Source organism: Synechococcus sp. R55.4, assembly GCF_047461935.1.
In the GTDB taxonomy this organism is placed as follows: domain Bacteria; phylum Cyanobacteriota; class Cyanobacteriia; order Thermostichales; family Thermostichaceae; genus Thermostichus.
Genome location: NZ_JANSIF010000024.1, coordinates 15,005 through 41,799, shown reverse-complemented (window position 1 = coordinate 41,799; position 26,795 = coordinate 15,005). Strand labels below are relative to the sequence as shown.

20 protein-coding genes are annotated in these 26,795 nt (G+C 59.7%); 11 read left to right on the top strand and 9 right to left on the bottom strand.

Translation table 11 applies throughout. The features are described 5' to 3' along the window. The first annotated feature begins 122 nt into the window (after nucleotides 1–122). Nucleotides 123–494 (top strand): HesB/IscA family protein, encoded by a 372-nt coding sequence (locus NW842_RS07315; protein ID WP_414341999.1) that lies wholly within the window; start codon nucleotides 123–125, stop codon nucleotides 492–494. A 35-nt stretch (nucleotides 495–529) separates the two neighbouring features. Here the strand turns inward: NW842_RS07315 and NW842_RS07310 are convergent, their stop codons facing one another. From NW842_RS07310 to NW842_RS07295, 4 genes are all read right to left on the bottom strand, one after another. After that, on the bottom strand, nucleotides 530–1,762 hold the full coding sequence (locus NW842_RS07310) for a response regulator (RefSeq protein WP_414417774.1): 1,233 nt from the start codon (nucleotides 1,760–1,762) through the stop codon (nucleotides 530–532). A 34-nt stretch (nucleotides 1,763–1,796) separates the two neighbouring features. Beyond that, nucleotides 1,797–6,146, bottom strand: coding sequence for a PAS domain S-box protein (locus tag NW842_RS07305; protein WP_414417773.1), 4,350 nt, complete (start codon nucleotides 6,144–6,146; stop codon nucleotides 1,797–1,799). 198 nt (nucleotides 6,147–6,344) lie between these two features. After that, nucleotides 6,345–9,134: a cation-translocating P-type ATPase gene (locus tag NW842_RS07300; RefSeq protein ID WP_414417775.1), complete on the bottom strand. Its 2,790-nt coding sequence runs from the start codon at nucleotides 9,132–9,134 to the stop codon at nucleotides 6,345–6,347. A gap of 111 nt (nucleotides 9,135–9,245) precedes the next feature. Beyond that, complete coding sequence (locus NW842_RS07295) at nucleotides 9,246–9,596, bottom strand: hypothetical protein (RefSeq protein ID WP_414356105.1); 351 nt, start codon at nucleotides 9,594–9,596, stop codon at nucleotides 9,246–9,248. Between the two features lie 234 nt (nucleotides 9,597–9,830). On the opposite strand from NW842_RS07295, the gene gltX reads away from it, so the two are divergent. The 3 genes from gltX (at nucleotide 9,831) to NW842_RS07280 (ending at nucleotide 15,856) form a co-directional block, all read left to right on the top strand. Beyond that, nucleotides 9,831–11,270 (top strand): glutamate--tRNA ligase, encoded by a 1,440-nt coding sequence (gene gltX, locus NW842_RS07290; RefSeq protein WP_414356106.1) that lies wholly within the window; start codon nucleotides 9,831–9,833, stop codon nucleotides 11,268–11,270. A 22-nt stretch (nucleotides 11,271–11,292) separates the two neighbouring features. Further along, nucleotides 11,293–14,607 (top strand): GAF domain-containing sensor histidine kinase, encoded by a 3,315-nt coding sequence (locus NW842_RS07285; RefSeq protein ID WP_414417772.1) that lies wholly within the window; start codon nucleotides 11,293–11,295, stop codon nucleotides 14,605–14,607. Between the two features lie 166 nt (nucleotides 14,608–14,773). After that, nucleotides 14,774–15,856: an isocitrate/isopropylmalate dehydrogenase family protein gene (locus NW842_RS07280; protein WP_414417771.1), complete on the top strand. Its 1,083-nt coding sequence runs from the start codon at nucleotides 14,774–14,776 to the stop codon at nucleotides 15,854–15,856. A 56-nt stretch (nucleotides 15,857–15,912) separates the two neighbouring features. Here NW842_RS07280 and NW842_RS07275 read toward each other — a convergent pair whose 3' ends face one another. Continuing rightward, nucleotides 15,913–16,839, bottom strand: coding sequence for a D-isomer specific 2-hydroxyacid dehydrogenase family protein (locus tag NW842_RS07275; RefSeq protein ID WP_414417770.1), 927 nt, complete (start codon nucleotides 16,837–16,839; stop codon nucleotides 15,913–15,915). 336 nt (nucleotides 16,840–17,175) lie between these two features. Here NW842_RS07275 and NW842_RS07270 point away from each other — a divergent pair, with 336 nt between their 5' ends. The 4 genes from NW842_RS07270 to queA all read left to right on the top strand — a co-directional run bounded on the left by NW842_RS07270 (nucleotide 17,176) and on the right by queA (nucleotide 22,113). Further along, a complete protein-coding gene (locus NW842_RS07270; protein WP_414417769.1) occupies nucleotides 17,176–18,387 on the top strand; it encodes a phosphodiester glycosidase family protein in 1,212 nt (403 codons plus the stop codon). 1,042 nt (nucleotides 18,388–19,429) lie between these two features. After that, nucleotides 19,430–20,137: a cob(I)yrinic acid a,c-diamide adenosyltransferase gene (locus NW842_RS07265; RefSeq protein WP_414356112.1), complete on the top strand. Its 708-nt coding sequence runs from the start codon at nucleotides 19,430–19,432 to the stop codon at nucleotides 20,135–20,137. A gap of 73 nt (nucleotides 20,138–20,210) precedes the next feature. After that, a complete protein-coding gene (gene dcd / locus NW842_RS07260) occupies nucleotides 20,211–20,792 on the top strand; it encodes a dCTP deaminase (protein WP_414344682.1) in 582 nt (193 codons plus the stop codon). 142 nt (nucleotides 20,793–20,934) lie between these two features. Continuing rightward, the gene (gene queA / locus NW842_RS07255) at nucleotides 20,935–22,113 is read left to right on the top strand and encodes a tRNA preQ1(34) S-adenosylmethionine ribosyltransferase-isomerase QueA (protein WP_414373709.1); all 1,179 of its coding nucleotides are present in this window, start codon (nucleotides 20,935–20,937) and stop codon (nucleotides 22,111–22,113) included. On the opposite strand, the gene NW842_RS07250 is transcribed toward queA, so the two are convergent. From NW842_RS07250 to NW842_RS07235, 4 genes are all read right to left on the bottom strand, one after another. Then, nucleotides 22,110–22,922 (bottom strand): HAD family hydrolase, encoded by an 813-nt coding sequence (locus NW842_RS07250; RefSeq protein ID WP_414373706.1) that lies wholly within the window; start codon nucleotides 22,920–22,922, stop codon nucleotides 22,110–22,112. The two genes, queA and NW842_RS07250, sit on opposite strands and share 4 nt — an antisense overlap. 77 nt (nucleotides 22,923–22,999) lie before the next feature. Next, on the bottom strand, nucleotides 23,000–23,269 hold the full coding sequence (locus tag NW842_RS07245; RefSeq protein WP_414350639.1) for a hypothetical protein: 270 nt from the start codon (nucleotides 23,267–23,269) through the stop codon (nucleotides 23,000–23,002). Between the two features lie 12 nt (nucleotides 23,270–23,281). After that, on the bottom strand, nucleotides 23,282–24,562 hold the full coding sequence (fabF, locus tag NW842_RS07240) for a beta-ketoacyl-ACP synthase II (RefSeq protein ID WP_414417768.1): 1,281 nt from the start codon (nucleotides 24,560–24,562) through the stop codon (nucleotides 23,282–23,284). A 45-nt stretch (nucleotides 24,563–24,607) separates the two neighbouring features. Further along, nucleotides 24,608–24,853 carry an acyl carrier protein gene (locus NW842_RS07235; protein ID WP_414343279.1) on the bottom strand — a complete coding sequence of 82 codons (246 nt, stop codon included), beginning with the start codon at nucleotides 24,851–24,853 and terminating at the stop codon, nucleotides 24,608–24,610. Nucleotides 24,854–25,093: 240 nt separating this feature from the next. Between NW842_RS07235 and rpsF the strand changes: the two genes are divergently transcribed. From rpsF to NW842_RS07220, 3 genes are all read left to right on the top strand, one after another. Next, nucleotides 25,094–25,384, top strand: coding sequence for a 30S ribosomal protein S6 (gene rpsF, locus NW842_RS07230; protein WP_011433268.1), 291 nt, complete (start codon nucleotides 25,094–25,096; stop codon nucleotides 25,382–25,384). 73 nt (nucleotides 25,385–25,457) lie between these two features. After that, complete coding sequence (locus NW842_RS07225; RefSeq protein ID WP_414417767.1) at nucleotides 25,458–25,856, top strand: single-stranded DNA-binding protein; 399 nt, start codon at nucleotides 25,458–25,460, stop codon at nucleotides 25,854–25,856. 27 nt (nucleotides 25,857–25,883) lie between these two features. After that, a complete protein-coding gene (locus NW842_RS07220; RefSeq protein WP_414350642.1) occupies nucleotides 25,884–26,588 on the top strand; it encodes a M14 family zinc carboxypeptidase in 705 nt (234 codons plus the stop codon). The last annotated feature ends 207 nt before the right edge of the window (nucleotides 26,589–26,795 follow it).

Here is a 26,795-nt window from a genome sequence, read left to right as displayed (position 1 = left end):
TAGTAATCCGTACTGAACATATTATACATTATTTTCAGTATAGTTGAGCTTATTATTGACTAGAGTCATGCTCTCGCTGGCCGAGAAAAAACCCTTGATAGGATGGGGAGTAGAACGTACCCTTGAGCCTTCTCGTCATGATCACCCTGACCGATAGCGCCATCCAAGAGTTGAAGCGCCTGCGCAGCAAGTACGAAAAAGAGGGATCCCAGCCCATCCTGCGTCTGGGGGTCAAGCCGAGCGGCTGCTCTGGCCTCTCTTATGTGATGAACTTCGAGTCTCAGGCCAACCCTGACGATCATACCTTCGACTTTGGGGATATCCAGGTGGCAGTGGATCCCTTGAGCATGACCTTGATCAGCGGCACCACCGTCGATTTTTCCGAGGATCTGCTGGGGGGCGGTTTCCGCTTCAAGAACCCCAACGCAGTCGCCAGTTGTGGGTGTGGCACCTCCTTTGCCACTGCTGAGACTGCTGCTGTCGTTGGTCACTAAAGTCTCAATCGCTGCCTCCCACCCGCCTTTGGGCGTCAACGGTTGGAGGGCTCTAGGCTGGGCAGCCAAAGGACAAACCAAGTCCATCCCTTCTGGCTGGTGACCCGGATTTGGCCCTGCAGATACTCCACCCAATGCTTCACCAAGGCCAGTCCAAGGCCGCTGCCCGGTTGCGCCCAGGGATCCTCAGAAGGCACACGGTAAAAGCGTTCGAAAAGGTGGGGCAGGTGGTCAGGCTCGATTTGGGCGGTGTTGCCGACTCTTAACTCAACCCCACCGGGAAAGGCTTGCACCTCCAAGCGGAGGGTTCCGCCCGGCTGGGTAAACTTACAGGCATTTTCCAGCAGTTCCTTCAGGATCAGGGTTAGCCGCTGCGGGTAGCTGTAGAGCACTGCCGGGAATGAGGTCAGCTCTGCCATCTCCAGCTTCAGTTGCCGGGCTTGAGCCCGTTCTCGCACCCCGTCGAGCAGGCTTGTGCAAAGGCTGTGGAGATCGATGGCGGCAGCCGCAGAGCCCAACTCCTTGGCTTCCAGGCCCTGCAGATCCAGCAACTTGTTGATCAGCTCGATTTCAGCTTGACATTCTTCCAAAGCGATGCGGTGGTATTGGCGCTGCTTCTCGTCTAGAGGGGAGCGGCCCAATAGCTCCAGGGCCAGCTTGATCTTGGTGAGGGGGGTGCGCAGCTCGTGGGAAACGCTGGCCAGAAAGCTATCCTTAAGGCGGTTGAGCTGCTGCAAGTCCTGTACCTGGCAGGCCAGCTGGGCGGTACGTTCCTGCACTTTGGCTTCTAGGGCTTGGTTAAGTTCCCGCAGGTGGCGTTGGGCTTGGCTGGCCTGGATCAGGTGGCGGATGCGCCGCTTCAAAACCGACCAGCGAATGGGTTTGGAAATGTAATCGTTGGCCCCGGCAGCAAAGGCTTCATCCACGCAGGACTCATCTTCCAGCGCCGTGACGATGAGGATGGGCAGATCCGAGTTTTGAGCATGGAGGCGGCGACAGCACTCAAACCCATCCACATCCGGCATGACCGCATCCAGCAAGACCATATCCACTGGGTGTTGAGCGGCTAGCTGCAAGCAAGCCTCGCCGCTGCTGGCTTCCAGGACTTGGTAGCCTTCTCGCTCAAGGGCGTAGCGAACCAAGAGTCGCTGGCTGGGCTCATCGTCCGCGATCAACAACAACGGTTTCTTTTCAGGCGAGGGGGATCCTGCCTGGGCCTCAGGAACCGCCGGCGAGCTGGCCGAAGGGTGGGGATTGGGCCTCAGCATAGGCATCAAGAGGAGAGGGAGAAAAGCTCTGCACTCAGAGACTGAGGATAACTTGCCGATATGCCACCTCCAGCTGCTGCACGGCTTGCTCTATAGTATCCCATTTTACAGAACTGGCTGGCTCGGCATGAACCAGCTTTTCCAACTGCTGACACAGCTCGGCCAGACGTTTGGCGCCCAGGGTGCTGCTGCCGCCTTTGAGGCGGTGGGCCAACCGAGCAATGGCTTGGGGATCCCGCTGCTCTAGGGCCTGCCGCAGGGATCCCAATAGAGCTTCGCTGTCCTGCCGGTAGGTTTGGATCATCTCCTGCCAGGCTTCTGGAGAGCTGAAGACTGCCCGCATCTGGGCGAGGATAACGGGGTCGAGGGGCGGATCCTCTTCTTGGCTGGCCGGCTTGGGAAGGGGAAGGGATCCCTGAAGAACCCGGACTAGGGCGGCTGGCTCCAAGGGTTTGGTTAGATAGCCATCTACCCCAGCAGCTTGGGCAGCAGCACGGCCTTCCGAAAACACATTGGCCGTGAGGACAACAATGCGAGGCTGGCGCTCAGGAGGCAGTTCAGCGCGGATGCGACGGGTGGCCGCAAGACCATCCAGCTCCGGCATTTGCATATCCATCAACACCAGATCGTAGGGTCGCAGGCGCAGAGCTTGGACGGCTTCCAGACCGTTGCCGACTATGTCGGGCCGGTAGCCCAATCGCTCCAGCATGAGGCGAATCACCTTCTGGTTAACCGGGTTATCCTCTGCCACCAGGATCTGAAGCGGGTAGCGGCTGGCCAGGGTCGCGTCCCAAATGGAGGGAGGAGCGGCGGGAGAGGAAGATAAGGAGGAAGGAGCTTTTTCTCCCACAAGCCCCAGCAGCAGCTTCCGCAGTTGGGAGGCTTTGACCGGCTTGGCCAAAGTGGGGAGAGGGTCTGCTGTGGAGATGAAGTTGCGCCCCGTCAGCACTATGGGCAACAGGCGGGGTTGCGCTGTCTGCAGGTCAGCCGCCAGGGTCAAGCCATCCCGGTCTGGCAGGGTGGCATCCAGAAGGGCTAGGTCAAAAGAATGGGTTCTAGCTGCAGCCTGGGCTTCTGCCGCCAAGGCGCAACAGGTTACCTCCATGCCCCAAGCGCTCAGCAGTCGGGATAGCAACTGCCGTTGACTGGCGTTGTCTTCCACCAGCAAAACCCGCTTGCCGGCCAAGCACGGATCCGGTGCGGCGGTTGGCAACAGCTCCTGGTCTGGCCTCTTCAGGGGAATGCGAAAGCGAAAAGTGGATCCCTGGCCCGGCTGACTTTCCACCCCGATTGCTCCCCCCATGAGCTGGCAGAGACGCTGGCTGATGGCCAAGCCCAGGCCGGTGCCCCCAAACTGGCGGCTGATGGAGCTATCCACCTGGCTGAAGGGCTTGAAGAGGCGATCCAATTTTTCGGGGGGAATGCCAATGCCTGTATCCCGCACCTGAACGTTGACCCATTGCTTTTCAGGATCCCTCTCCCCTGCCTCGACCGTCACCACTACCTCTCCCTGGGGGGTGAACTTGATGGCGTTGCTGAGCAGATTGGCCAGGATTTGGCGCAGCCGGTTGGGATCCCCTATCAAGGTTGGCGGCAGGTTGGGATCCACCCAGGCCACCAGTTCCAGATCCTTGCTCTGGGCTTGGGCGGCCATCAAATCCAGCAGCTCTTCCACCAACTGCAGCAAGGAAAAGGGTATTTCCTCCAGTTCCAGTTTTTGGGACTCGATCTTGGAGAAATCGAGGATGTCGTTGATTAGGTTCAGCAGCACCTCGCCTCCATAGCGGATGGTCTGTACCCAATCCTGCTGCTGCGGATCCAAGGAGGTGTCCAGGAGTAGACTGGTCATCCCCAAAATGGCGTTGATGGGGGTGCGGATCTCGTGGCTGATGGTGGCCAGGAACTCGCTCTTGGCCCGGCTGGCGGCTTCGGCAGCTTCCTTGGCTGCTTTCATCTGCTCTTCTGCCAGCTTGGCTACGGTGATATCCCGTCCGGCGGCGTAGAACAGGGATCCGGCCAAAGAGGCTCGCCACTCGATGAAACGATAGCTGCCGTCCTGGGTGCGGTAGCGGTTGACAAAGTGATCCAGCCGTTTCTCTTCGATAAGCTGCTGCATGGCCGCCTGCGTGGCGGGGAGGTCGTCCGGATGAACCCACTCCAAAAACGGTCGGCTCTGGAGCTCCTGCAGGGAATAGCCCAGGGTGGTCTCCCAGGCGCGGTTGAGACGGCGAAAGTACCCTTGGGCATCGGCAATGCAAAGCAAATCCAGAGCCACCGAGAAAAACTGCTCCAGCTCCGCTTCTGCCGACTTGCGGGCAGTGATGTCCACCGCGGTAAACACCCAACACGGGATCCCGCGCAAGACAAGGGGCTGCACAAACACGTCTTCCCAGACAACTCGGCCATCCTGCCGCTGCCATTGCCACTCAAAGCGGGCGGATCCCTGCTGGCGGGCCTGCTCCAAGTGGGGCTGCAAAGCAAACTCCCTCCCCTGCAAAGCCCGGCGATAGGGAGACTGCTCGGAAGTGTCGAAGGCTCGCAGCTCCTCCAGGCTGGAAAACCCGTAGGCGGCAATGGCTTGGGAGTTGGCCTCCAGGATCTCGCTCGTCTCTGCATGACGGATGAGGATGGCCACAGCGGCATTCTCAAACAGAGCCCGGAACTTCTGCTCGCTTTCCTGGACGGCCTGCTGGGATCGCACCCTGTCGGTTACATCGCGGACGATCACCACCACCTCTTGGGCGTTGAGGGGCACAATGCGCACCTCTTCGTGGCGGGTCTCCCCTTCAATCTCGATGCTTTGGTCGTAGCGCTGCCGCGTCTGGGTGCTCAGGGCCTGCCGAATAAAGAAAAGCCGCCGCTCGGCCAACTCCGGTGGCAAAAGCTCCTGCAGGGATCGGCCCACGTAGGTGTCCGGCGAGCCATAGGGAAGAACCTCGCCCCCCGAGACAAAGCTCAAGCAGATGCCCTGGCTGTCCAGGCGAAAGATCAAGTCGGGAATGGCTTCTAGAATGGCTCGCTGCAGCTGTCCAGCAGCCTTCAGGGCCAGCTCCGCCTGCTTGGCTTCTGTAATATCCCGCACGATTGCCAGGACTTCCTGGCTGTTGAGAGGGACAATGCGGGCCTCTTCGTAGCGTACCTCCCCTTGAACTTCAATGCTGTACTCGTAGCGCTGTTGGGTTTGGGTGGCCAGAGCTTGCTGAACATAGAAAAGCCGCTGCTCTGCCAGCTCCAGCGGCAGAATTTCCCGGGGGGATCGGCCCAAGTGCTGCTCGGCTGGAGTGTAGAGATGGATATCGCCTCCGGAAATAAAGCTCAGGCAGATGCCCTGGCTATTCAGGCGAAGGATGAGGTCGGGGATGGCTTGGAGAATGGCCCGCTGGGTGGCTTCCATTTCTCTAAGGGCCAACTCCGCCTGTTTCCGCTCGGTGATATCTCGCACCAGGATGTAAACTTTGTCTCTCCCGTGAGCGACAACGCAGGCTCTCCGATAGCAGCGGATCCCCGGCTCAATCTCAACTTCGTACTCTAGGTACTGCGGCGTCTGGCTGACCAAGGCCCCCTCCGCCAGAGATGGATACTGCTCTTTTAGCGAGCCAGTAAACACGTCTTGGGCGCGGCAACCCACGTAAAACTCAGGCGGATGTCGGGTGGGAACGTAAGGGGAAGGCTTGCAATGAAGAATGACTCCCTCGGCGCTGAGCTCAAAAATCAAGTCGGGAATGGCCTCGTAGAGGGCGCGGTAGCGAGACTCGCTTTCCTGTAGAGCCCGCTCCATCTTGACCCGCTCGCTGATGTCGCGGCTGGTGATGAGGATCCCGTCTCCCACCGGCACCACTTGGTGATGGATCCAGCTGGCCTTCAAGCCCGGCTGCCCCGAAATGGGGAACTCCTCTTCCAGAGGAATGCCGGTTTCCACCACTCGCTTGTATTTCTCAAAAAAGCCCCCCCAGCGGTTGATGGGCAGCAGCTCGCACAGCCGCTGGCCGATGATCTGCCGGCGCTGGAGGGAAATGAGCTCTTCCCCCTTGGCGTTGACATCCACAAAGACAAAGTCGATGATCTCGCGGGTAACGGGATCCCGCACCGCCTCCAGCAGGTAAATAGCATCCAAGCTGGCTTCCAAGGCTGCCCGAAAACGAGCCTCTGGGCTGGGGGTGCCTCTAGGAGGTTGGAAGGGAAATCTTCGAGAAAGGGATCCCAGGATCCCTCTGAAGACAGAAAGCGGCTGACTTTCCCCCAGGCTGACGCCAAGCAGCAGGAGAGCCAAGAAGAGGGATCCCAGCAGCCAAAAGGCAAGGCCAGAGGGATCCACCAGGCCCACCGTTTTCCCTGCTGCCCACAGCCCCCCGTGCATAAAACCCAGAGCAAGGTATTCCAGCAAGTTTTTCCAGCTTATCCTGCAGGTCAAAAGAGGAAGCTCAGCCAACTTGCGGAAATGGCCTCTATGCAATGGGCAGGATTCCTCAAGAGTGGCTTTTTGGGGAAATGAGTCTTGGCTCAAAGCTTTGTTTCTGGGTGCAGTAGGGAGAGAGACTCTTTATTGTGAAGATGCTTTATTGTGAAAAATAATTGTGAAGATTCAGCGGGATCCCTTGCGCCAGCGGCAATAGAGTTTTTCCAACTCCACCCAGACCATAACCACGGTGCTAAAGCCCAAGCAGATCAAAAGTTCAGTGCGGGTTAGCTCCTCTGTGCCAAAGAAGCTGCGCAAGAAAGGCACATAGAGCAGAGCCAATTGCAAGAGCAGAGTGGTCAGGACCGCGCCCAGCAGGTAGGGGTTGGAAAAAGGGTTGGTCTCGATGGTGAGCTTCTCGTTGGAGCGCACGGCCAGCGCATGGCCCATCTGGGCGATACACAGGGTGGTGAAGACCATCGTGCGCCAGTGGGGGATGTAGGCTTCCACAATGGCCATCATGAGGATTGTGGAGATGGCAAAAACCACGCCGATGCGCACCATGTAGGCTCCCAGCCCCTGGGCGAAGATGCTCTCTTTGGGGTTGAAGGGGGGGCGCTGCATCACCCCTGGCTCCGCCGGCTCCAAAGCCAAGGCCAGAGCGGGCAGGCCATCGGTCACCAAGTTCATCCACAAGATCTGTAGGGGTGTCAGCGGCACATCCCCCAAGCCCAGGATGGGGGCGGCAGCCACCGTCAGCACTTCGCCGATGTTGCTGCCCAAAATGTACTTCACAAAGCGGCGGATGTTGCTGTAGACCACTCGCCCTTCTTCAATGGCGGCCACGATGGTGGCGAAGTTGTCGTCCAGCAGCACCATATCGCTGGCCTCTTTGCTCACATCGGTGCCCGTGATGCCCATGGCGATGCCAATATCCGCTTGGCGCAGGGCAGGGGCGTCGTTGACCCCATCCCCAGTCATGGCCACGAACTCGTTTTGCTTTTGCAAGGCCTGGACAATGCGCAGCTTGTGTTCGGGGGCGACGCGGGCATAGACCCTGACGGTTTGTACCGTTTGCAGCAGCTCCTCGAAACTCAAGCGGGAGAGGGTACGCCCGTCAATCGCCTGATCCTCCGACTCGAGAATGCCCAGCTGGCGGGCAATGGCAACAGCTGTCAGTTGGTGGTCGCCGGTAATCATCAACGTGCGGATCCCGGCTTCTCGGCAGCGGGCCACGGCCTCTCGTGCCTCTGGTCGCGGAGCATCGTGCATCCCCATCAGGCCCAGCCAAACCAGGTTGTGCTCCACTTCTTCCCCGTTGTCCGGGATCCGCTCTAGCCTCTGGGTGGCTACCCCCAGAACCCGGATACCTTGGGCGGCCAGGCGGTTGTTGGTGCCGAGGATGGCTTGGCGATCGGTTTCCGACAGCTCCTGCCAAGTTCCCCCTTTCTGGATGCGATCACACCGCTCCAGCACCAGCTCTGGGGATCCCTTGGTGTAGACGCAGTAGCCGCCGTTTTCCTGGATCACCACGCTCATGCGCTTGCGTTCCGAGCTGAAGGGGAGCTCCTGCACCCGTGGGTAGCGCTCCTGTAAAGAGCCTTTGTGGAGGTTGGCCTTGGCGGCTGCCACCAGCAGGGCGGCCTCGGTGGGATCCCCCAGGATGGACCAGGTGGGCGTTGAAGGGGGGGAAGAAACTGCAGACCGAGGGTTGCGACCGGCAACGGGTTGGAGGCTGGCCTGCAACAGGGCATCGTTGCAGAACACCACGGCCCGCAAGATGGCCTGCAGATCCGGGGCGCTCCCGGGATCTATGGGCTGGCCGCCGCAGTAGAAGGATCCCTTGGGAATGTAACCGGTGCCGCTGACGTGGTAATGGCGGTCGGGGGTAATGATGTCGGTTACCACCATTTTGTTTTCCGTGAGGGTGCCGGTTTTGTCGGAGCAGATGGTGGTCACGGATCCCAGGGTCTCTACTGCCGGCAGGCGGCGGATCAGGGCGTGGCGGCGCACCATGCGTTGGGTGCCTATGGCCAGGGTGACAGTGATCACCGCAGGCAGCCCCTCTGGTACCACGGCCACGGCCATGCTCAAGGAAGTTTCCAAAAGCGAGGTAAAGGGGGCCATGCTCCCGGCTTGCAGCAGCCCTATCCCCACCACCAGGGCCACCAAAGCCAGGGATCCCGACACCAGCACATTGCCCAGTTGGCTCATGCGCCGCTGCAGGGGAGTGGGCTCGTTTTCCACCGTTTGCAGCAGCTTCGCCACCTTGCCCAGCTCCGTGTTCATGCCGGTGGCAGTAACCAAGAGGATCCCTCGCCCCTGAATCACTTCGGTGCCCATGAAGGCCATGTTGCGCCGTTCCCCCAGCTCGATATCCGGCGGGAGGACGCAGTCTGCCTGTTTGGTTACAGGGGTGGCTTCTCCGGTCAAAGCTGCCTCTCGCACCTGCAAGTTCACGGCCTCGGCCAAGCGCCCATCGCCTGGGATCTGCACCCCCGCCTCCAGCAACACGCGATCCCCCGGCACCAGTTGGCTGGCCGGAACTTCTTGCCACAGGCCATCCCGCTCCACCCGCACGGTAGGGGAAGCCAGTTTTTTCAGGGCTGCCAGCGCTTTTTCCGCCCGACTTTCTTGCAAATAGCCCAGGCTGCCGTTGAGGCCGACGATCAACAAAATGGCCAGGGCATCTTTGGGAAACTCGCCTTCTTGCAAGTCCAAAGTGGCCGAGATCGCGGCTACAGCGATCAGCATCAGCAGCATGACGTTGCGGAATTGATCCAGCAGGACTTGCCAGGAGCTACGGCCAGAGGAGGTGATCAGCTCATTGGGGCCATACTCCCGCTGCCTCTGGATTACCTGCTGAGTGGTGAGGCCGCGATCGGGATCGGTCTGCAACTTCTGGATGGCGGCGGCAAGGGTGAGGCTATGCCAAGCAGGGACAGAGGAAAGGGAGGATCCATCCGGTGGGATCATTGCGGCCACTCAAGGGTTCTTGCCGAATTTTGACATACTCCCCGCCCCACAGGAGGAGGATTCTGACAGCAGCAGACCGGTGCTGGAGTAGGCCCCGAATACCTGCCCTGCCTAGCGCAAGATTTCAAAATCCAAAACGGGCTCTGTCTGGGTCACGCGGTAGTACCCGGCCTGGGTACGAACCGAAGCCTGATAGGGACTGGGCAAATCTAGCGAGCGCAGGGGTGGGATGTTGGTGCGTTGGTTCAGCAGCGTGGTGAAGAAGGCGGTGGTCTGCCGGGCCTGGGAGCGCACCACCTCCTCAGGGAAAATGACCGGATCCACATTCCTGCCTGTATCCAACAGGATCCTATCCAGGGCATCTCCCACCGGATAGGAAGGATAGGCAATTTGGGCCAAGGCGGATCCAATCGGGATCCCGGCGGATAGACAACCCAGAAGAATGGCCGAAGTCAGACGCATGTGCTGTGATTCCTCCTGCGCTACAGCTTTTCCTCAACACCGGAAAAAAGCGGGGTTTGAACGTTGCTCATTGACTTGGATCCCCATGAAGCCTACCTTTTGACCGGCAGCTAAGGCGGATTCTACTCGAAATGCCTCGATTGGCAACCGCCTGCAACCCAATAGAACGCCAACATGACAAAGGATCTCGCCGCCGACTAGGATCGGGATACTCTGCTTGGGATCCTTAGACCTGTGAGTGTTTGTGTTCGCATTGCCCCCAGCCCAACCGGAAATCTGCACATCGGCACCGCCCGAACGGCAGTGTTCAACTGGCTGTATGCCCGTCGCCACGGTGGCCGGTTCATTTTGCGCATCGAGGACACCGACCGCGACCGCTCTTTGCCCCGCTACACCCGCAACATTTTGGCGGGCCTGGCCTGGTTGGGCCTAGACTGGGACGAAGGGCCGGTCTACCAATCCAAGCGCATCGAGCGCTATCAAGCGGTGGTACAGCAGCTTCTGGATCGAGGGTTGGCCTACCGCTGCTACGTCAGCGAGGCGGAGCTGGAGGAGATGCGCGCTGCCCAGAAGGCCGCCGGCAAAGCCCCCCGCTACGACAACCGCCACCGCTTTCTCACCGAAGCCCAGCGACGGGCCTACGAAGCCGAGGGTCGGCAGCCGGTGATCCGCTTCAAAATCGAGGAGCCCCTGGAAGTGTCTTGGGTGGATCTCATTCGCGGCCCCATTACCTGGAACACCCAGGACTTGGGGGGGGATATGGTCATTGCCCGAGCGGATGGCTACCCTCTCTACAACTTGGCGGTGGTGGTGGATGATATTGACATGGGCATCACCCATGTGATTCGCGGCGAAGATCACATCGGCAATACCCCCAAGCAGATTTTGCTCTACCGCGCTCTTGGCTACGAACCTCCCCAGTTCGCGCATTCTCCTTTAATCCTGAACCCGGAGGGGAAAAAGCTCTCCAAACGGGATGGGGCAACTTCGGTAGCAGAGTTCCAGCAACTGGGCTTTTTGCCGGAAGCTCTCAAGAACTATTTGGCTTTGCTCAGTTGGTCGCCCCCGGATGGGGAAGAGCTTTTCTCTTTGGAAAAGGCGGCTGCGCTGTTCGACTTTGACCGGGTTAACCGTGCGGCTGCCCGCTTTGACTGGGACAAGCTCAACTGGATCAACAGCCAGTACATCAAGCGGCTTTCTCCGCCAGAACTGGTAGAACGGCTCACCCCCTTTTGGCAGGCGGCAGGGTTTGACCTTTCCGAGGTGCCGGATCCCACCTGGTTGGAAGATGTGGCCCGCCTGATTGCCGATGGTATCGACCGCCTGGCAGAGGCTCCTCCGCTCAGCCGCTTTTTGTTTCAGGAGCCCCTCAGCTACACGTTGCCAGCTCTGGAACAGTTGCGCCTGCCTGGGGTGGCAGAGGCTATGGCTGCAATGGCCACCACGTTGGCTGCTGCCGAGCTGCCCCAGGTTTCGGCGGACAGCTTAAAACCGCTGGTGGATCAGGTGGCCAAGGGCCAGAACATGAAAAAGGGCCTGCTGATGAAGAGTTTGCGGGCCGCCCTGACAGGGGATCTGCAGGGGCCGGATTTGCTGGAATCTTTTGCCCTTCTCCAGCGGCGGGGCTGGGCTTTGGGGCGGTTAGAGGCTGTGCAGAAGTTGGTTTCTTGTTGATGGAAGCCCATCTCTTGCTGTCATGCCTTCGGTTGCCTCTGTTGAAAGTGCTCCGCACCGCTGCCGCAATCGGGATCCCATGCTGTCACGCCAGCTACAGGCTGCAAACCAAATTGTCCAAGAACTGGTGCTGCTCTCTTCTCAGTTATCTTCCCCATCCTCTTCGGACTCTGTAGAGATGGGGGAGCTGGAGCAGTGTGTGCTCAAGCTGGCCCAGACCTTGGTACAGCAGATGGTAAATCGCCTGGGCGCGGCCTCAGCTCGCCTTTGGATTTTCGACCCGCAGGAAGGATGTTTTCAGTCGGTGGCCCATGCCGGCCTGCTCAGCCCTGCTCACGACCAAATTCAGCGGATCTATCCTGACGACAGCCCTTTAGGACGGGTGGCCCAGGAGGGGCTGCCGCTTTTGAGCAACAATCCCGCCCAAGAAGCCTGGATGCCCGCCCCGGAGTGGGTGAAGGCCAATGGCTTGCGGGGCTTTGTTGCCTACCCGATTAACCGAGGGGAGGAGCGGCTGGGGGCTTTGGCTCTGCTGAGCCGGACACCTCTGGAAGCCAGCTTTCTGGAAGTGGTGAAGTTCCTCTGTTCCTATATCGCCAGCGCCATCATCAATGCCAAGCTGCTGGAGCGCAGCCGACGGCAGGCGGTGCGGGAGGCGCTGCTCAACCGCATCACCAGCACTGTTCACCGCTTTTTGCAGTGGGATCAAATCGTCAGCACTGCCCTGAAGGAGCTGCAGCAGGCCTTTCTCTCGAAAGGGGTGAAGGGGCTGAGCCGCTGCTGTTTTTACAGTCTCAGCCCGGATCAGCAGACGGTTCGGGTCAGCCATGAGGCCCTGAGCCCTGGGCTAACCCCCTCCCTAGGAGAGGTGTACCGGATCCAGGACTTTGGCTCGCTGTGCGAGCGCCTGCGGACGGGGCAGGTGGTGCAAATAGCCTTGCCTCTGCTGCCGGATCGAGATCTCCTGACCCCAGAGGGGTTGGCCGCTCTCCAGGCGCTGCAGGCTTGCTCGGCGGTGCTGATCCCGGTGCAGTCGGTGGGCTCGGCAGGAGTAGGGCTTTCGGAGGTTGGCGGGAAGGATGGGGGACGGCCCGGTTTGGCTGCAGAGCCAGGGGAGATGATTGGGTTGTTGGGAGTGTACGTCACCACACCCCACCTTTGGCAGCCGGAGGAGATCGAGCTGTTGCGCTCGGTGGCCTCTCAACTGGCCATTGCCCTCACCCGTTCCAGCCTGTTCGAGCATGCCCATCAGCAGACGGAACGGCTGGCTCTGTTGCACTCGATCACGGCGGCGATTCGCTCCAGCCTGGAGCCCACCACCCTCTTCCATGCGATCACCCAGCAGATCGGGGCGGCTTTTCAGGCAGATGTGTGTATCTTGGCCCTCTGGCAGCCGGAGCAGGAGCTGCTACACCCTGTTGGCCTTTATGCGCCGCAGCTTTCCCCCACCGTTCGCGTGGGCGGGACGGAGTCGTTGCTGGACACTCTGTTGCCGACAAGGGGGCCGTTGGTGGGATCCCCAGATTGCCCCTGGGTTGAGCCTGGGATCCCGCCGGACTTGCCGGAGACGATTCGAGCCAAGTTGCGCTTGGGGGCCAGTTTGCTCGCCACCTTGAGGGGGCCTGTGGTGGTGCCGGAGCCGCAGACGGCTCAGTCCTGGGCCGATCTAAAGCCTCAGAGCCAGGGGAGTGGGCTGTTGTTGGTGCCCCTATTTGCTTCTGAGCATCCGGACAGGCCCCAAGAACTGTTGGGGGGCATTGCCCTAATCCGCTACCCTGGCAGCGATTCCCTGACCCCTCGTCCTTGGCAGCCGGAGGATCTGGAGTTGGCAGAAGCCGTGGCCGAGCAGGCGGGGATCGCCCTCAAGCAAGCGCGGCTTTACGAGCAAACCCGTAGCTCTGCCCAGCGGGAAAGCCTTTTGCGCCAGATTGCCCAGCGCCTCAGCGGCACCTACAATCCCCAGGAGGTGGTGCAGATTGCCCTCGAGGGCATGGCAGAGGCTTTGCAGGTTGAGCGGTGCAGTTTTGTGGCGCCCTGCAGTGGCCATGAGCCGTTCGCAGCCTCGTCGCGACAGCCTTGCGGTTCCCCTTCCCCTGCCGTAGGCAGAGCAACAGCCCCACCAGAGGCGGGACGGAGTCCTTTGGCTCAGCAACCCTTGGCCGGCGCTCCTGCAGAACCTCTGGCCATCATCCAAGAGTATTGCCGTCAGCCGGGGATCCCTTCCCAAAGGGGACAGACGCTGCCCCCTGAGCTAAGCCAGCTCCTCTGGGTCAATTGCTACAGCCACCTGAACACGCTGCTGATTCCAGATGTCAACACCTTCCCATTGTCTGCCCACGCCCGCCGCCATCTGCTGCAAAAGGGCATCCGCTCCCTGTTGGGTGTGCCGATAGTCACCGATGCTCGCCAGGTGGCCGGGGTGCTTTGCGCCTTCATGCCGCCGTTTGAGCCGGCAGTTCGGGGAAGCAAAACCGCCGATATCGCCTCAGAAGCCGCCGGATTTTCCCCCAGAGATACGGACTTGGTGAACGCGCTGGCGGACATTGCGGCAGTAGCCTTGCAGCGGGCCTCTTTCTACGAGCAGGTTCGCCGTCAGGAGGCGACGGCAGCAGCTTTGCGGGGCCTAACCGAGGGGCGAGAGGCGGAAAGTCGTCGGTTGGCCGCCGATTTGCACGACCAAACCTTGGCAGATCTGGGAGCTTTGTCTCGCCAGATCCAAGAGCTATCCGGCGATCCGACCATTGGCCCAGCCGGACAGGCTCAGTTGCGGGCCATGAGCGCCCAACTGCGAGAGACCATGGCCGAATTGCGCGGGATCGTGGAAGATTTGCAGCCGACGGCCATGCGGGCCTTTAACCTTGGCCCGGCTCTGCGCAGTCTCCTGGAACGGGCCGCCCAACGTTCCCCCCATCCTCTCCTCACCCGTTTCGACAACCAAGCCGATGGCCTGCTCTCCCGTCTCAGCCCCACCTGCCAGAGCAACATTTTCCGCATCGTGCAGGAGGCTCTGAACAACATCGTCAAACACGCAGGGGCACGGCGCATCGATCTCATCATTCAGCCCAAGGCGCAACAGGACGCGGGTTCCTCTACCAACCCTCAGGCTCCCTACACCCACTTGGAGCTGAAGATCATCGACGATGGCTGTGGTATGCCGGAGTCCAAGAGCGGGGCGGATCCCGCCCAGCCGCCCGGCCATGGCCACGGGTTGCTCAACATGCGCTACCGAGCCGAGTTGATCGGGGCAAGCATTGCTTGGCGTAATCGCCGCTTTGGCAGTGGCACAGTTGTAGAGCTGCGAGTCCCTCTGCCGCCGAGTCCCCGATCTTGCGGCTAGCCCCCCCTTTTCTGAGGTAGCAGACGCAGCATTTTCGGTCTCAACCTGTTCTATAGTCGTTTAAGCTCAACGGATCCCCGGTTGTCTGACCCGTTTGTAGGGGATCCTCTCACGCTGGCAAGGCGGAGTTTTTGCGCTGTCGTTGACACTGCGAGGAGAAGCATCTGTGGCCTATCGTGTGACTTTGATCCCTGGGGATGGCATTGGCCCGGAAGTGGCCAAGGCGATGACCACGGTCTTGGAGGCTACCGGGGTTGGGTTGGAATGGATCCCGGTAGAGGCAGGGGTGGAGGTGATTGAAAAATACGGCACCCCCTTGCCACCCCAGGTGTTGGAGTCCATTCGGGAAACCAAAGTGGCGATCAAAGGGCCGATTGGCACTCCCGTAGGTACTGGCTTTCGTTCGGTCAACGTGGCCATTCGCAAGGAGCTGGATCTTTTCGCCAACCTGCGCCCGGCCAAATCTATGCTCGGTGTCAAAAGCCCTTTTCAAGACATCGACCTAGTGGTGGTGCGGGAAAATACCGAAGATCTCTATGCCGGGATCGAGTTTGAACGGGGCACGCCGGAAGCCATCCAGGCGCGGGAGGAAATGATGCGCCTTTCCGGCAAACCCATCCGCGAGGGATCCGCCATCGGCATCAAGCCCATTTCGGACTTCGGCAGCCGCCGCATTGTCAAATTTGCCTTTGAGTACGCCCGCCAGAATGGCCGCAAGAAGGTGACGGCAGTGCACAAAGCCAACATCATGAAATTCACCGATGGCTTGTTTCTGCAGGTGGCGCGGGAGGTGGCCCAGGAGTATCCCGACATCGAGTTTGAAGATCGCATCGTGGACAACATGTGCATGCAACTGATGCAAAAGCCGCAGCTCTACGATGTGCTGGTGCTCACCAACCTCTATGGGGACATCATTTCCGACTTGTGCGCGGGGATGATCGGCGGGCTGGGGGTGGCGCCGGGGGCCAACATCGGCGACGGCATTGCGGTTTTTGAGGCCATTCACGGCTCTGCTCCCAAATATGCCGGCCAAAACAAAGTCAACCCCTGCGCTCTGATCCTCTCCGGGGCGATGATGCTGCGCTACCTAGGAGAGCGGGAGGCTGCCGCAAGGGTGGAGGCGGCGGTGCAGGCGGTGATCGCCGAGGGCAAGCAGGTCACCTATGACCTGGCCACAGGGGATCCCGTCGGCACTCAGGAGATGGCAGAGGCCATTGCTGCCCGCGTGCAGGAGATGGCTCCGCAGTAGGGTTTGGCGTCAAATGTTCTGATCCCAGGCTCCTCAAAAGGGAGGGACTGGGGGCCTCAGTACCCCAAAGCCAGATCCACCACCCCCAGCAAGGGATCCCCGGCCCGGAAGCGCCGCACATTTTCTCGCACCCGCTTAGAGAGGGCTGGGACAATCATGGCATCGGTAAGAGCAGTGTGGGGGGTAATCAGGCAGTTGGGCAAGCTCCAGAGGGGATGCCCATCCGGTAGGGGTTCGGGATCCGTGACATCCAAGGCGGCCCCGCGAATGACCCCCTGCTGCAGGGCGGCCACCAAGTCGGAGGTCACGATGTGCTTGCCTCGCGCCACATTCACCAGCCAGCACTGGGATCCCATCTGCTCCAACTCAGCTTGGGCGATGATCCCCTCAGTTTCCGGCGTGAGAGCCAAGGCCAAGATCACCACGTCTGCCTCTGCCAACACCGTTTGCCGTTCCGCGAGCGTCACCACCCGTGTGGCCCCCGGCAAGGGATCCGCCTTGCGACGCACCACGTCGATGGAGCATTGAAAAGGCTGCAACAGCTTGATCAACTCTTGGGCGATGCCCCCGGCCCCAAAAATGACCACGCGGCTGCCCCAGAGGCTGGTACCGGAGCCTTCCTGCCACGTTTGGGCCAAGGCGCGGATCTTCAAGTCGCGCAAGCCGGCCAAGGTCAGGGCCAAGGCATGTTCCGCCACCGGTTGAGCATAGACTCCCTTGCCACAAGTCCACACATAGGCAGGATGCAAAACCCCTGCCCGGACAAAAGGCTCTACCCCCGCCCAGGGCAGCTGCACCCAGCGGATCCCTTTCCCTTCCGCCAGACAGCACTTCAGGCCGGGCACATCAAAGGCATCGGCCCAGACCAAGGCTTCTGCTTCTGCCAGGGGCACAATTTCGCCACCCCCTGCCAAAACAGCCTCTTTGAGCCAGGGGCGAAGATGGCCGGGTTCGACGGCAATGCGTTTGCCTTGGATGCCCATAGGAACCGTTGGATAAGGCTTTCCCCTTGCCAGGATACTGTCGGCAGAGCGAGAGATGGCATGCACGGGCAGCCGCAAAAACCGGTGATCGAGTGTTAAGGGATCCCAAAGGGATCCTGGGCCACTTCCATAGGATCGCTAGGGTGAAAATTAGGGCTGCTGTGTTGGCTCAATCCTTAAGTAGGTAGCATTCCCCAATGACCCTATCCGAACTGCTGATCTTGGTGACGCTGCTCTTTCCCGGGATCCTGTTGTCGCTCATTGTGATGGGAACCTTTGCCGCAGGGGGATAATCATCTCCCAATGACAATGGTGAAGCCCTAAAGACGTGAAGACATGTCCAAAACCAAGCTGAGCGCCTGGGTCATGGGCTGGGGGTTAGCCTGCACTGCTGCTCTCTTTTTGCCCAGCGTGGCTGCTCAAGCTCAGGTGACCCTCGGTGTGCAGCCGGTGCGGGTGGTGCAAGGGATCCCTTTGTACCAGAAGGAAGTCTGGATTGAGGACAATCGGATCCCCGTTTCTATCGTGGTCATTTCTCTCGCAGCGGGCCAACTGCGGCCTATCTGGGCTGCACCTGCGGGGCTGGTGGGTCTGGGGGAGCTGTCTTCCTTTGGCCCCGAACAGGGGGCAGTGGCCGCCATTAACGGTGGGTTTTTCAACCGCAACACCCGTCAGCCGCTGGGGGCAATTCGTCGGGATGGCCGTTGGATCTCCAGCCCCATTTTGGGTCGTGGGGTCATCGCCTGGTCGGATGGGACGGCAGGGCAAGAAGGGGGATCCGTGCGCTTTGCCCGTTTGCGGATGCAAGCAGAGCTGCGCAATGCCATTGGGGACCGGATCCCGGTGGTGGGCATCAATACAGGCTATATCCTGCCTGGCATCTCCCAGTTCACCCCCGACTGGGGATCCACCTACACCACCCAAACGGACGACGAAATGCTCGTGATGGTGCGGCAGGATCAGGTGCAAGAAATTCTGGTGGCGGGCCTGGCCGGCAGTTTGACGGTACGGATTCCCAGCGAGGGGTATGTATTGGCAGGGCGGGGGCTAGAAGGTGCCCTAGAAGCCCGCAAGCTGGTTCCCGGGGATCGCCTCAGCCTTCATCTGCGCTTGGATCCGCCCGAGCTGGAAGCTTATCCCCACATCCTAGGGGCAGGGCCGCTCTTGCTCTTGGATGGACAGGTGGTTTTGGATGCCCGATTGGAGGCATTTCAACCCCTCTTTCGCAGGCAGCGAGCCGCCCGCAGTGCCATTGGCCAACTGGACAGCGGACATTTGCTGCTGGTGACCGCCGGCAATGCCCAGGAAAATCAAGGGCTCACCCTGCTGGAGATGGCACAGTTGATGCAGCAATTGGGCTGTCGCCATGCCCTGAACTTGGATGGGGGCAATGCTTCCACCTTGGTGCTGGGGGGAGAAGCCGTCAATTTGGAACACCGACACCCAGAAGCCAGCCCACCCAACAGTGAGACGGATCCCAGTCCCTCCCGGCGGCGCACACCCCGAGTTCACAATGGCTTGGGATTTTTCCCAAGTCCAAGTCGGTAGCAGAGAACAAAGGCAGCCTTTCGTACTGGCAGGAAGTGTCTTTTTGATCCAGGGATCGAGGGTGGGATCCCTGGACTTCCCGGCTGCTTGGATGAGGGATCAGGTATTCTCCAGGATTGGATCTACCTTGCTAGGAGAAGACTTCTCAAGAAGGAAAGGACTCGGCTCTGGATCCCGGCAATCTCGGCACCCAAAGCTCCGGAGCTTGTGCAGGTCAATCTTAAATGGGATCCAAACTGAATGCCCAATGCTCATTTCTCAGAGTAGAAATAGAGGTTAAATTAAATGGAAATATCGGCTCCGAGATCGGTAAGAAAAATAATTAAAGAGTCAATCTCTCGAAGAAAACGGCCTCAGAATCTAAAATGTACACAATCCCTTGTGTTTCTCGCTGAATCGGATGCGATTCTCAAAAATATTGTCAATAAATCATTTTTTGACGAAGATAATTGACGAATTTGCATTTTGTTAATTTCGAGTCTGGAAATTAAGTATTTGGAGTTGTGGTCGCAATTCTTTCCACTGCGAATGTTCGGCAATGTGTGGATCTATCCAACTCCCGACAGAGTGGAGCTCCTGTCGGGCAAGGCTTCTGGGGTGGGCTAAGTCTCGCTGCTCTCGGTGGATAGGCTGCCGGTGCTGGCATTCCCGTTTGTGAGAGTCAACCTTATTTGGAAGAAATTATCTTTTCCTCGAATTTTTATAGAGCACCTCTATACTCAAGTAAGGTAGCCCTGCACACAAGCTTTTGTGCTGGGCCTGAAATTTTATTAAGATCCTCTGTCAAAGCTTTTCTTTTCAGGTATTGCCTCTCGTGCCGAAAAGCTAGGATGGGCAAGGATTGTATTTTCTATCACTCTATTTAGGATGATTTGTATGCTGGCCGGAAGCAGAACCGACTCGTTGACGGATACGCACAGGTGGTGTTTCATGGAATCCATAGCCGACGCTCTCCACCACTTGTAGGCCCTATAACCTAGGGCCGTGTCCACTAGCCTGCTCGTGAGATTAGAACGTGGTTTGCACTGCCTCCCCAAATCCTATGCCCTCCCCCAAGGATGCCTTTCCTGTGGCCCGCGTCAAACAGCCTACTGCTCAAGCCAGCTCTGCTGCCGGCGACCGCTTCCTTCAGCGGGATGGAGCCCTCTCCGCCCAGTTGGTTCCCCAGGGATCCCTGCAGCTTTACACCCACCCCAGCCGGGGCATGTTTACGCCCGTCATGGCTCAGGCGATGCGCTTGGCAGGCCAGGGAACGCGGGTGCTGATCGTGCAATTTCTCAAGGGTGGGATCAATCAGGGGCCCGAAAATCGTCTCTCCCTGGGCAGATCCTTGGAGTGGGTTCGTTGTCGCCTGCACCGCTGCATCGATACACCTCACCTAGAGCCTGAGGAGCGGGTGGCATTGGATGAGCTGTGGCAATTTACCCAGGAGGCTGTCAGGAGTGGCCGCTATGACTTGGTGGTGTTGGATGAGCTGAGCTTGGCTGTGAAGTTGGGCCTGATCCCAGAAGCGGAAGTGCTGAGCTTAATCGACCAACGCCCCATCTCCATGGACATGGTGATCACCGGGCCGGAGATGCCAGATTCGTTTCTGGAGCGGGCCGACTTGATCACGCAGTTGCGCCTACGTGGCATCCCAGGCCCAGGGCTCCGCACTGCCGATGGGAATGTTGCCTGTTCTCTGGATCCCCCTCAATTCAACGGCACAAGTGCTATGCCTACGGCACCCTATGTTGCTCCGCACTGCTGACAGAAGCTGACAGAAACAGTACATATGGTAACTGTTGCTTTTCCCCCCACTCCCTAGGGAACCGGCTGCATCCATGTTAAAAAACGACCGCTGGATCTGTGAGCAAGCGCGGCGAGGGATGATCGAGCCCTTCTGCCCTGAGCTGGTGCGCGCTGTTGAATCTCGGCCCGTTTTGAGTTACGGGCTGTCTTCCTACGGCTACGACATCCGCCTGTCGCCGGTGGAGTTCAAGATCTTTCGCCATGTGCCCGGCACGGTGGTGGATCCCAAGCGGTTTAACCCCAAGAATCTGGAAGCGGTGGAGCTGCACCACGACGAGATGGGGGATTACTTTATCATCCCGGCCCATTCCTATGGGTTGGGGGTGTCCTTGGAACGGCTGCAAGTCCCGGATAACATTACCGTGATCTGCATTGGCAAATCTTCCTATGCCAGGGTGGGTCTGATTGCCAACCTGACGCCGGCTGAAGCGGGATGGCGGGGCTATCTCACTCTGGAGTTTTCCAACGCCTCCAGCGCCGACTGCCGTGTGTACGCTAACGAAGGGGTGGTACAGCTTCTGTTTCTGGAAGGGGATCCCTGCCAAGTGACCTACGCCGACCGCGCCGGCAAGTATCAGGATCAGCCGCAGCAGGTGGTGGTGGCCAGGGTTTAGCGAAACGGGGGAATGCCAGTAATCCCCCTCAGTTTATTGGGGGGAGGGCGTTACCCGTCTTTCTTCCTCCAAAAGGGAAAGAGTTGGCGGGATCCGGTTGGCTATGCTGGATCCACGTAGAACCCCATCTTGATTCATCTCCATGCCTGACTCTTTTTCGCCTGCTGCCGCTCCCCCCGGTGAGGCTGAGCCTTTGGGCGATAGGGAGTCCAATCCCGATCTGCTCACAGCTTCCTACGACTACACCCTCCCTCCAGATCGGATTGCGCAAACGCCGGTGGAGCCCAGGGATCAGGCGCGGATGCTGGTGGTGTACCCGGATAGGCACGAGCATCGCCGCTTCTGCCATCTGCCTGACTACCTGCAGGAAGGGGATCTGCTGGTTCTCAACGATACCAAGGTGATCCCGGCCCGCCTGTTCGGGGCTAAGGAACCCTCTGGGGCGCGGGTCGAAGTGTTGCTGCTGGAGCCTTGCCTGGAAGGGATCCCTGCCGCCGCCCAACCTCTGCCGGATCAGGCGTGGAACTGGCGGGTTTTGGTCAGGCCGGGCAAACGGGTGAAGGTGGGGGATCGGATTGGTTTTTGGAGCAAGGAGGGATCCCCCTCTGGGCTGAGAGCCACTGTCCTGGATTTGGATCCGGAGACCGGTGGGCGAGTGGTGCAGTTTGAGTGGGAGGGGGCACAGCCTTTTGAGGAAATCCTAGAGCAGGTGGGCCGGATCCCGCTTCCTCCCTACATCAAGGCTTCCGGATCCCCGGGCTCAGGACAAGTTCGCCCTGAAGACTACCAAACCCTCTGGGCCAAACACCCCGGCTCGGTGGCTGCTCCCACGGCAGGGCTGCACTTTACCCAGGAGCTGCTGGAGCGGCTGGCCCAAAAAGGGATCCAAACGGCCTACATCACCCTGAACATCGGCCTGGGTACCTTCCGACCGGTGGAAGCGGAGCGGGTAACCGCGCATCGTCTCCACAGCGAGTGGCTCAAGGTGCCGGCAGAAACGGTGGCAGCCATCCAAAAAGCCCAAGCCCGAGGGGGGCGGGTGATCGCGGTGGGAACGACTGTGGTGCGCTCTTTGGAAACCGCGGCAGCCTCTGGCACCTTGCAGCCTTGGCAGGGGAAAAGCGATCTCTTCATCTACCCCGGCTACTCCTGGCGGGTGATTCAAGGACTGGTCACCAATTTTCATCTGCCCCGCTCCAGCCTGATGATGCTGGTGGCTGCGCTGATCGGGCGGCAAAGGCTGCTGGATCTCTACCGAGAGGCCGTCGACCAGGGGTATCGCTTCTATTCCTTTGGGGATGGCATGCTGATCCTGCCCTAGGGCTGGGGCTGACCTCCCTGGGATCCCTTGAAGGAACCGGCCTCCGCTTCTGGGGTCGAAGGACGGTCTTGCCCGCCGGCAAACCAGTTCCGGATGCGCTCCCATTCCACCTGGTGGTAGCCGTCCACCGCCCAATTGGCCCGCCGCTGCAGCATGTGCAGAGGAAAGAAGGTAGCCAGCGCCAGGACTGGGATCCCTGCCGAACGGGCTGCCTGAATGCCGGGGTAGGTGGCCTCAATGCTCAAGCACTCCTGGGCAGGCAATTCCATCCGCTGCAAAAGCAGGCGGTGCAAGTGTCCTGGGGAAAGCATTGGGCCTGCATCATCCCCCGTCACTCGGTAGGATCCCCCATCGGTCAACCGCGTCAGGGCCGGGCAGCATGGCTGGAAGCGCTCTAGAAAAGCGGCCACCTCGGCTGCCGATTGGCCGCACAGCAGGCCGACCTTCAGTTGCAGCCGCTCCAGCGTCTCCAAAGTTTCCGCCAAACCGGGAATGAGAGGCAATTCCCTCTGCCCCTGCAAAGCCTGTCGGTAGTATAGGGCCTTGCGTTTCAGCAGCTCTTCCAGTTGTTTGGGGCTGAGCACCCGCCCTTGATCCCCCCACAGAGCCGGCAGGCGCTCTCGATCCGGTCGGCCCAGGTATTGCAGCCGGTAAAGCTCCCACTGCCCAGGGGATCCCGACTTGGGCCAGCACAGGTTCCAGGGGCGCAGGTTCTCTTCCACCAGCAGTTGGTTGATGGCCTGTAGGTGCAGGCTCTCGTCATCGGCCACCACTCCACTCCAGCTCAAGATCACCCCTTGCAGTCCCATAGGGGGGACATCACCCTCTGCTAACGACCGCAACCCAACTGCCGGATCCCTGCTTCAGATCACAGCAGATGGCTTGTCTATCCATTTTGAACGCGACGCTCGAACTCTTCCCGAGTGGTGTCCACCAATTGCACTGCCTCTGGATAGAGCTGAGGATGGTTTTGCTTCAGCCAACTGAGCACCCGCGCCAATTGAGCTGCACACAGATCCAAATCCGCTTGAAAAATAACCGCCGCCGCCATGTGCTGAGCATATTCGGGCGGGTGACCCTGCTGCGCCAGCTCCGCTGTCAAAGCGGCCAAGGCTTGTTGACGAACTGAGGGCAGTGAACTTTCGGGAGAAGACATAGGCCAAGCCTTTCAATCGGGAGAGTAGCGGCGCAAAGCCAGCGTGACGTTGTGCCCACCAAATCCAAAGGCATTGACCAAAGCGGCCTCAACAGCCATCTGCCGCCCCTTGTGGGGTACAAAATCCAGCCCTTCGCACTCGGGATCAGGGTTGTCCAAGTTGAGGGTAGGAGGAACCCAGCCGTGGTGGATGGCCAAAGCTGTGGCCACCGTGGCAATGCCGCCCGCTCCCCCCAACAGGTGGCCGGTCATGGACTTGGTGGCGCTGATGGCCAAACGGGGGGCATGCTCGCCGAAGACCGACTTGATGGCCTGGACCTCGGCGATATCCCCTACAGGGGTGCTGGTGGCATGGGCATTGATGTGTTGCACATCCCCAGGCTGAAGCCCGGCATCCTTGAGGGCCAGCCGCATCGCCCGGGCCGCTCCCTCGCCGCCGGGGGCAGGGTTGGTCATGTGGTGGGCATCGCAGGTGAGGCCATAGCCGACTATCTCCGCATAGATCTTGGCCCCGCGGGCGCGGGCATGCTCCAACTCCTCCAGCACCAGGATCCCTGCTCCTTCCCCCATGACAAAGCCATCCCGATCCCGATCAAAGGGCCTACAGGCTTGCTCCGGGGTGTCGTTGCGGGTGGAAAGGGCCTTCATGGCACTGAACCCCGCCATGGACAAAGGGGTGACCGCCGCTTCCGTGCCACCTGTAATCGCCGCTTGCACCTCTCCCCTCTGGATGAGCCGAAAGGCATCGCCAATGGCGTTGGAGCCAGAGGCACAGGCCGTAACTGTGCAGGAATTGGGGCCTTTGGCGCCAAAATGAATGGCCAGGTGACCCGCAGCCATATTGGCGATCATCATGGGCACCATGAAGGGGCTACAGCGATCTGGCCCTTTCTGCAGATAGATGGTCTGCTGCTCTTCCAAGACGCGGATGCCGCCGATGCCGGTGCCCAAGATCACCCCCACTTGCTCAGCGTTGAGAGCGGTGATGCGAAAGTCAGCGTCCTCCAAGGCTTGCCGGGTGGCCGCCATCGCCAGGTGCACAAAGCGGTCGGTGCGCTTGACATCCTTGCGATCCAAGTAGTCGAGGGGATCAAATCCCTTCACCTCTCCGGCAATACGGCAGTCGTGGCGGGAGGCATCGAAATGGGTAATCGGCCCAATGCCGGAGCGCCCTGCCAGCAGGCTCTGCCAAAACTCGGCAGGAGAGTTGCCGATAGGGGTGACCGCACCCAGGCCCGTAATCACAACGCGGCGGGTTGGTCTGTAAGCAGTGGCGGGATCTGTGGTAGCCATCGTCCGGTGTTAGCCCGGGGGTATAGAGTCAGAACTGGGGGCAGACTAGGCAGCTTTCTTCGAGAGGATGTAGTTAACAGCGTCTTGCACGGTGGCGATCCTTTCTGCATCTTCATCGGGGATCTCCAGATCGAATTCCTCTTCAAAAGCCATGACCAGCTCCACCGTATCAAGGCTGTCGGCCCCCAGGTCGTTCTGGAAATTGGCTTCTGGGGTCACTTTGTCATCTTCCACGCCCAGTTGATCGGACACGATCTTACGAACACGGCTGTAAACTTCGTCTGCGCTCATGCTTGGAATCCCAACTCTCGATTCAGCGTGTCTTGGCCGGGCCAACCAGCGGCCAATGAAGCAATCCCTATTGTATCGGACAATGGATCCCCTCTTGTGAGCAGCCTCACCTGCATTGGCTGCTGCGGCCAGAGTATGGAGGTGTGGGGATTGAGCCGCGGCCTTTTCGGTTGCAGGAAAGAAAAGCTAGTATAGTCTACTGCATCTCTACAACTGGATCCTCAAGGAGAACTCGCTTCCATGCCCCGCGCTTACGAAACGATGCTGATTGTGCGTCCTGATCTGTCAGATGAACCCCTCGAACAACTGCTCAGCAGTCAGGAGGCAATCCTGCGAGAGAACGGAGTAACCCACGTGGAGATTACCAATAGGGGCAAGCGCCGCTTTGCCGGGTTTGAGATGAAAAAGTTCAAGGAGGGTCTGTACATCCAGTTCAACTACGAAGCCGAACCCAATGCGGTGGCTGCCTGGGAGAAAAACCTGCGCATCAACGAGAGTGTGCTGCGCCACATGACTCTCCGCGTCGGCTAGGTTTGACGGCATCCTGGCCTGCGGGCATGATGGAAGTGCCCTGAGCTGCCCCTTATCCCTGGATGGCTCCGTTATGAACTCGATTGTGTTGATGGGCGAGGTTCTGTCTGAGCCAGAGCTGCGCTACACCCCTGGTAACTTAGCTGTTGCGTCCTTGGTGATTGGCTTTCCCAGCTTGCGCCCGGATGAGCCGCCCTACCGGGTGCGTGTTTCCTCTTTTGGAGAACTGGCCAAAAGGGTGGTGGACACCTGCCATGTGGGCGACCAAATCACAGTGGAAGGCCAACTGCACATGAATGTGGTGGAGCGAGATGGGCGCAAGGAAAAGCTGGCCGAGATCACCGCGCGCCGTGTCCATCAGCTGGGATCCGCTCGCGTCCTCTCCCTGACGGGGATGGGTGAACCGGCAACTGGGGAATCCTCTGAAGGGGATGTGGTTTCTCCACCGGAGCCGGACGATCTCCCGTTCTAACGGTTGCGAGACTTGCCGGGATCCCCCATGTCTCAGGAACTTGCTGCGGGTGAACCTTTGAGATCCCTGCGGGTCATCGGCTACTCGGTGCAGGGACGTCCTATTCACCTTTGGCAGCTCACCCAAGGGATCCGCTCCTTGCTGCTGATCGGCGGAGTACACGGGGACGAGGTGGAAGGATACACTCTGATCGAGCGCTATGTGGCCTCGGGGAGATGGGGATCCTTGGCCGGGAAGGCGACCTTGTGGGCGATCCCTCGCTTGAACCCGGATGGCTGTGCCCTGGGGCAACGTCTCAATGCCAACGGCGTCGATCTCAACCGCAATCTGCCCACCCAAGATTGGATCCCGGCCTCTTTGGAAGCTCGCTATCCGCCCGGAGCAGCCCCAGGCTCCGAGCCCGAGACGCAGGCGTTGTTGGGGGGCTTGGCCCAGATGCGGCCCCAGTTTATCCTTTCTGCCCACTCCTGTCAGGCACACCCCTGTGTGAACTACAACGGCCCTGCCCTTGAGCTGGCCCAGGTGATGGCCGCTTGCAACGGCTTGCCCATTACCGCCGACATTGGCTACCCTACCCCTGGTTCTCTGGGCACTTGGGCAGGGCAGGAACGGCGGATCCCAACCCTAACGCTGGAAATCCTGCGGGGCACTCCCCTCGATCAAGTCTGGCAAGAGCAGGCCGAGGCGCTGCAGGCGGTGTTGGAGTGGGCAGCCCAAGGCGATGCCTTCTGACCGGTGTCAAGATCTCTGAACTTTCGTTGCCAATCTGCCTAGTTCGTTCAAGATATCTGGGGTTTTCTCGCCCAAATCTTCTACAACACAGATAGGTGGGGCAGAGCAGAGGGGAGCTTGGAGTCGAGGGAAAAGGGGTCAGAGGTCAACCCCGAAGTCACGCTGCTTCTGCCTTGTGCCCCGCTGTTAGCCATCTGGAGGAAGCCA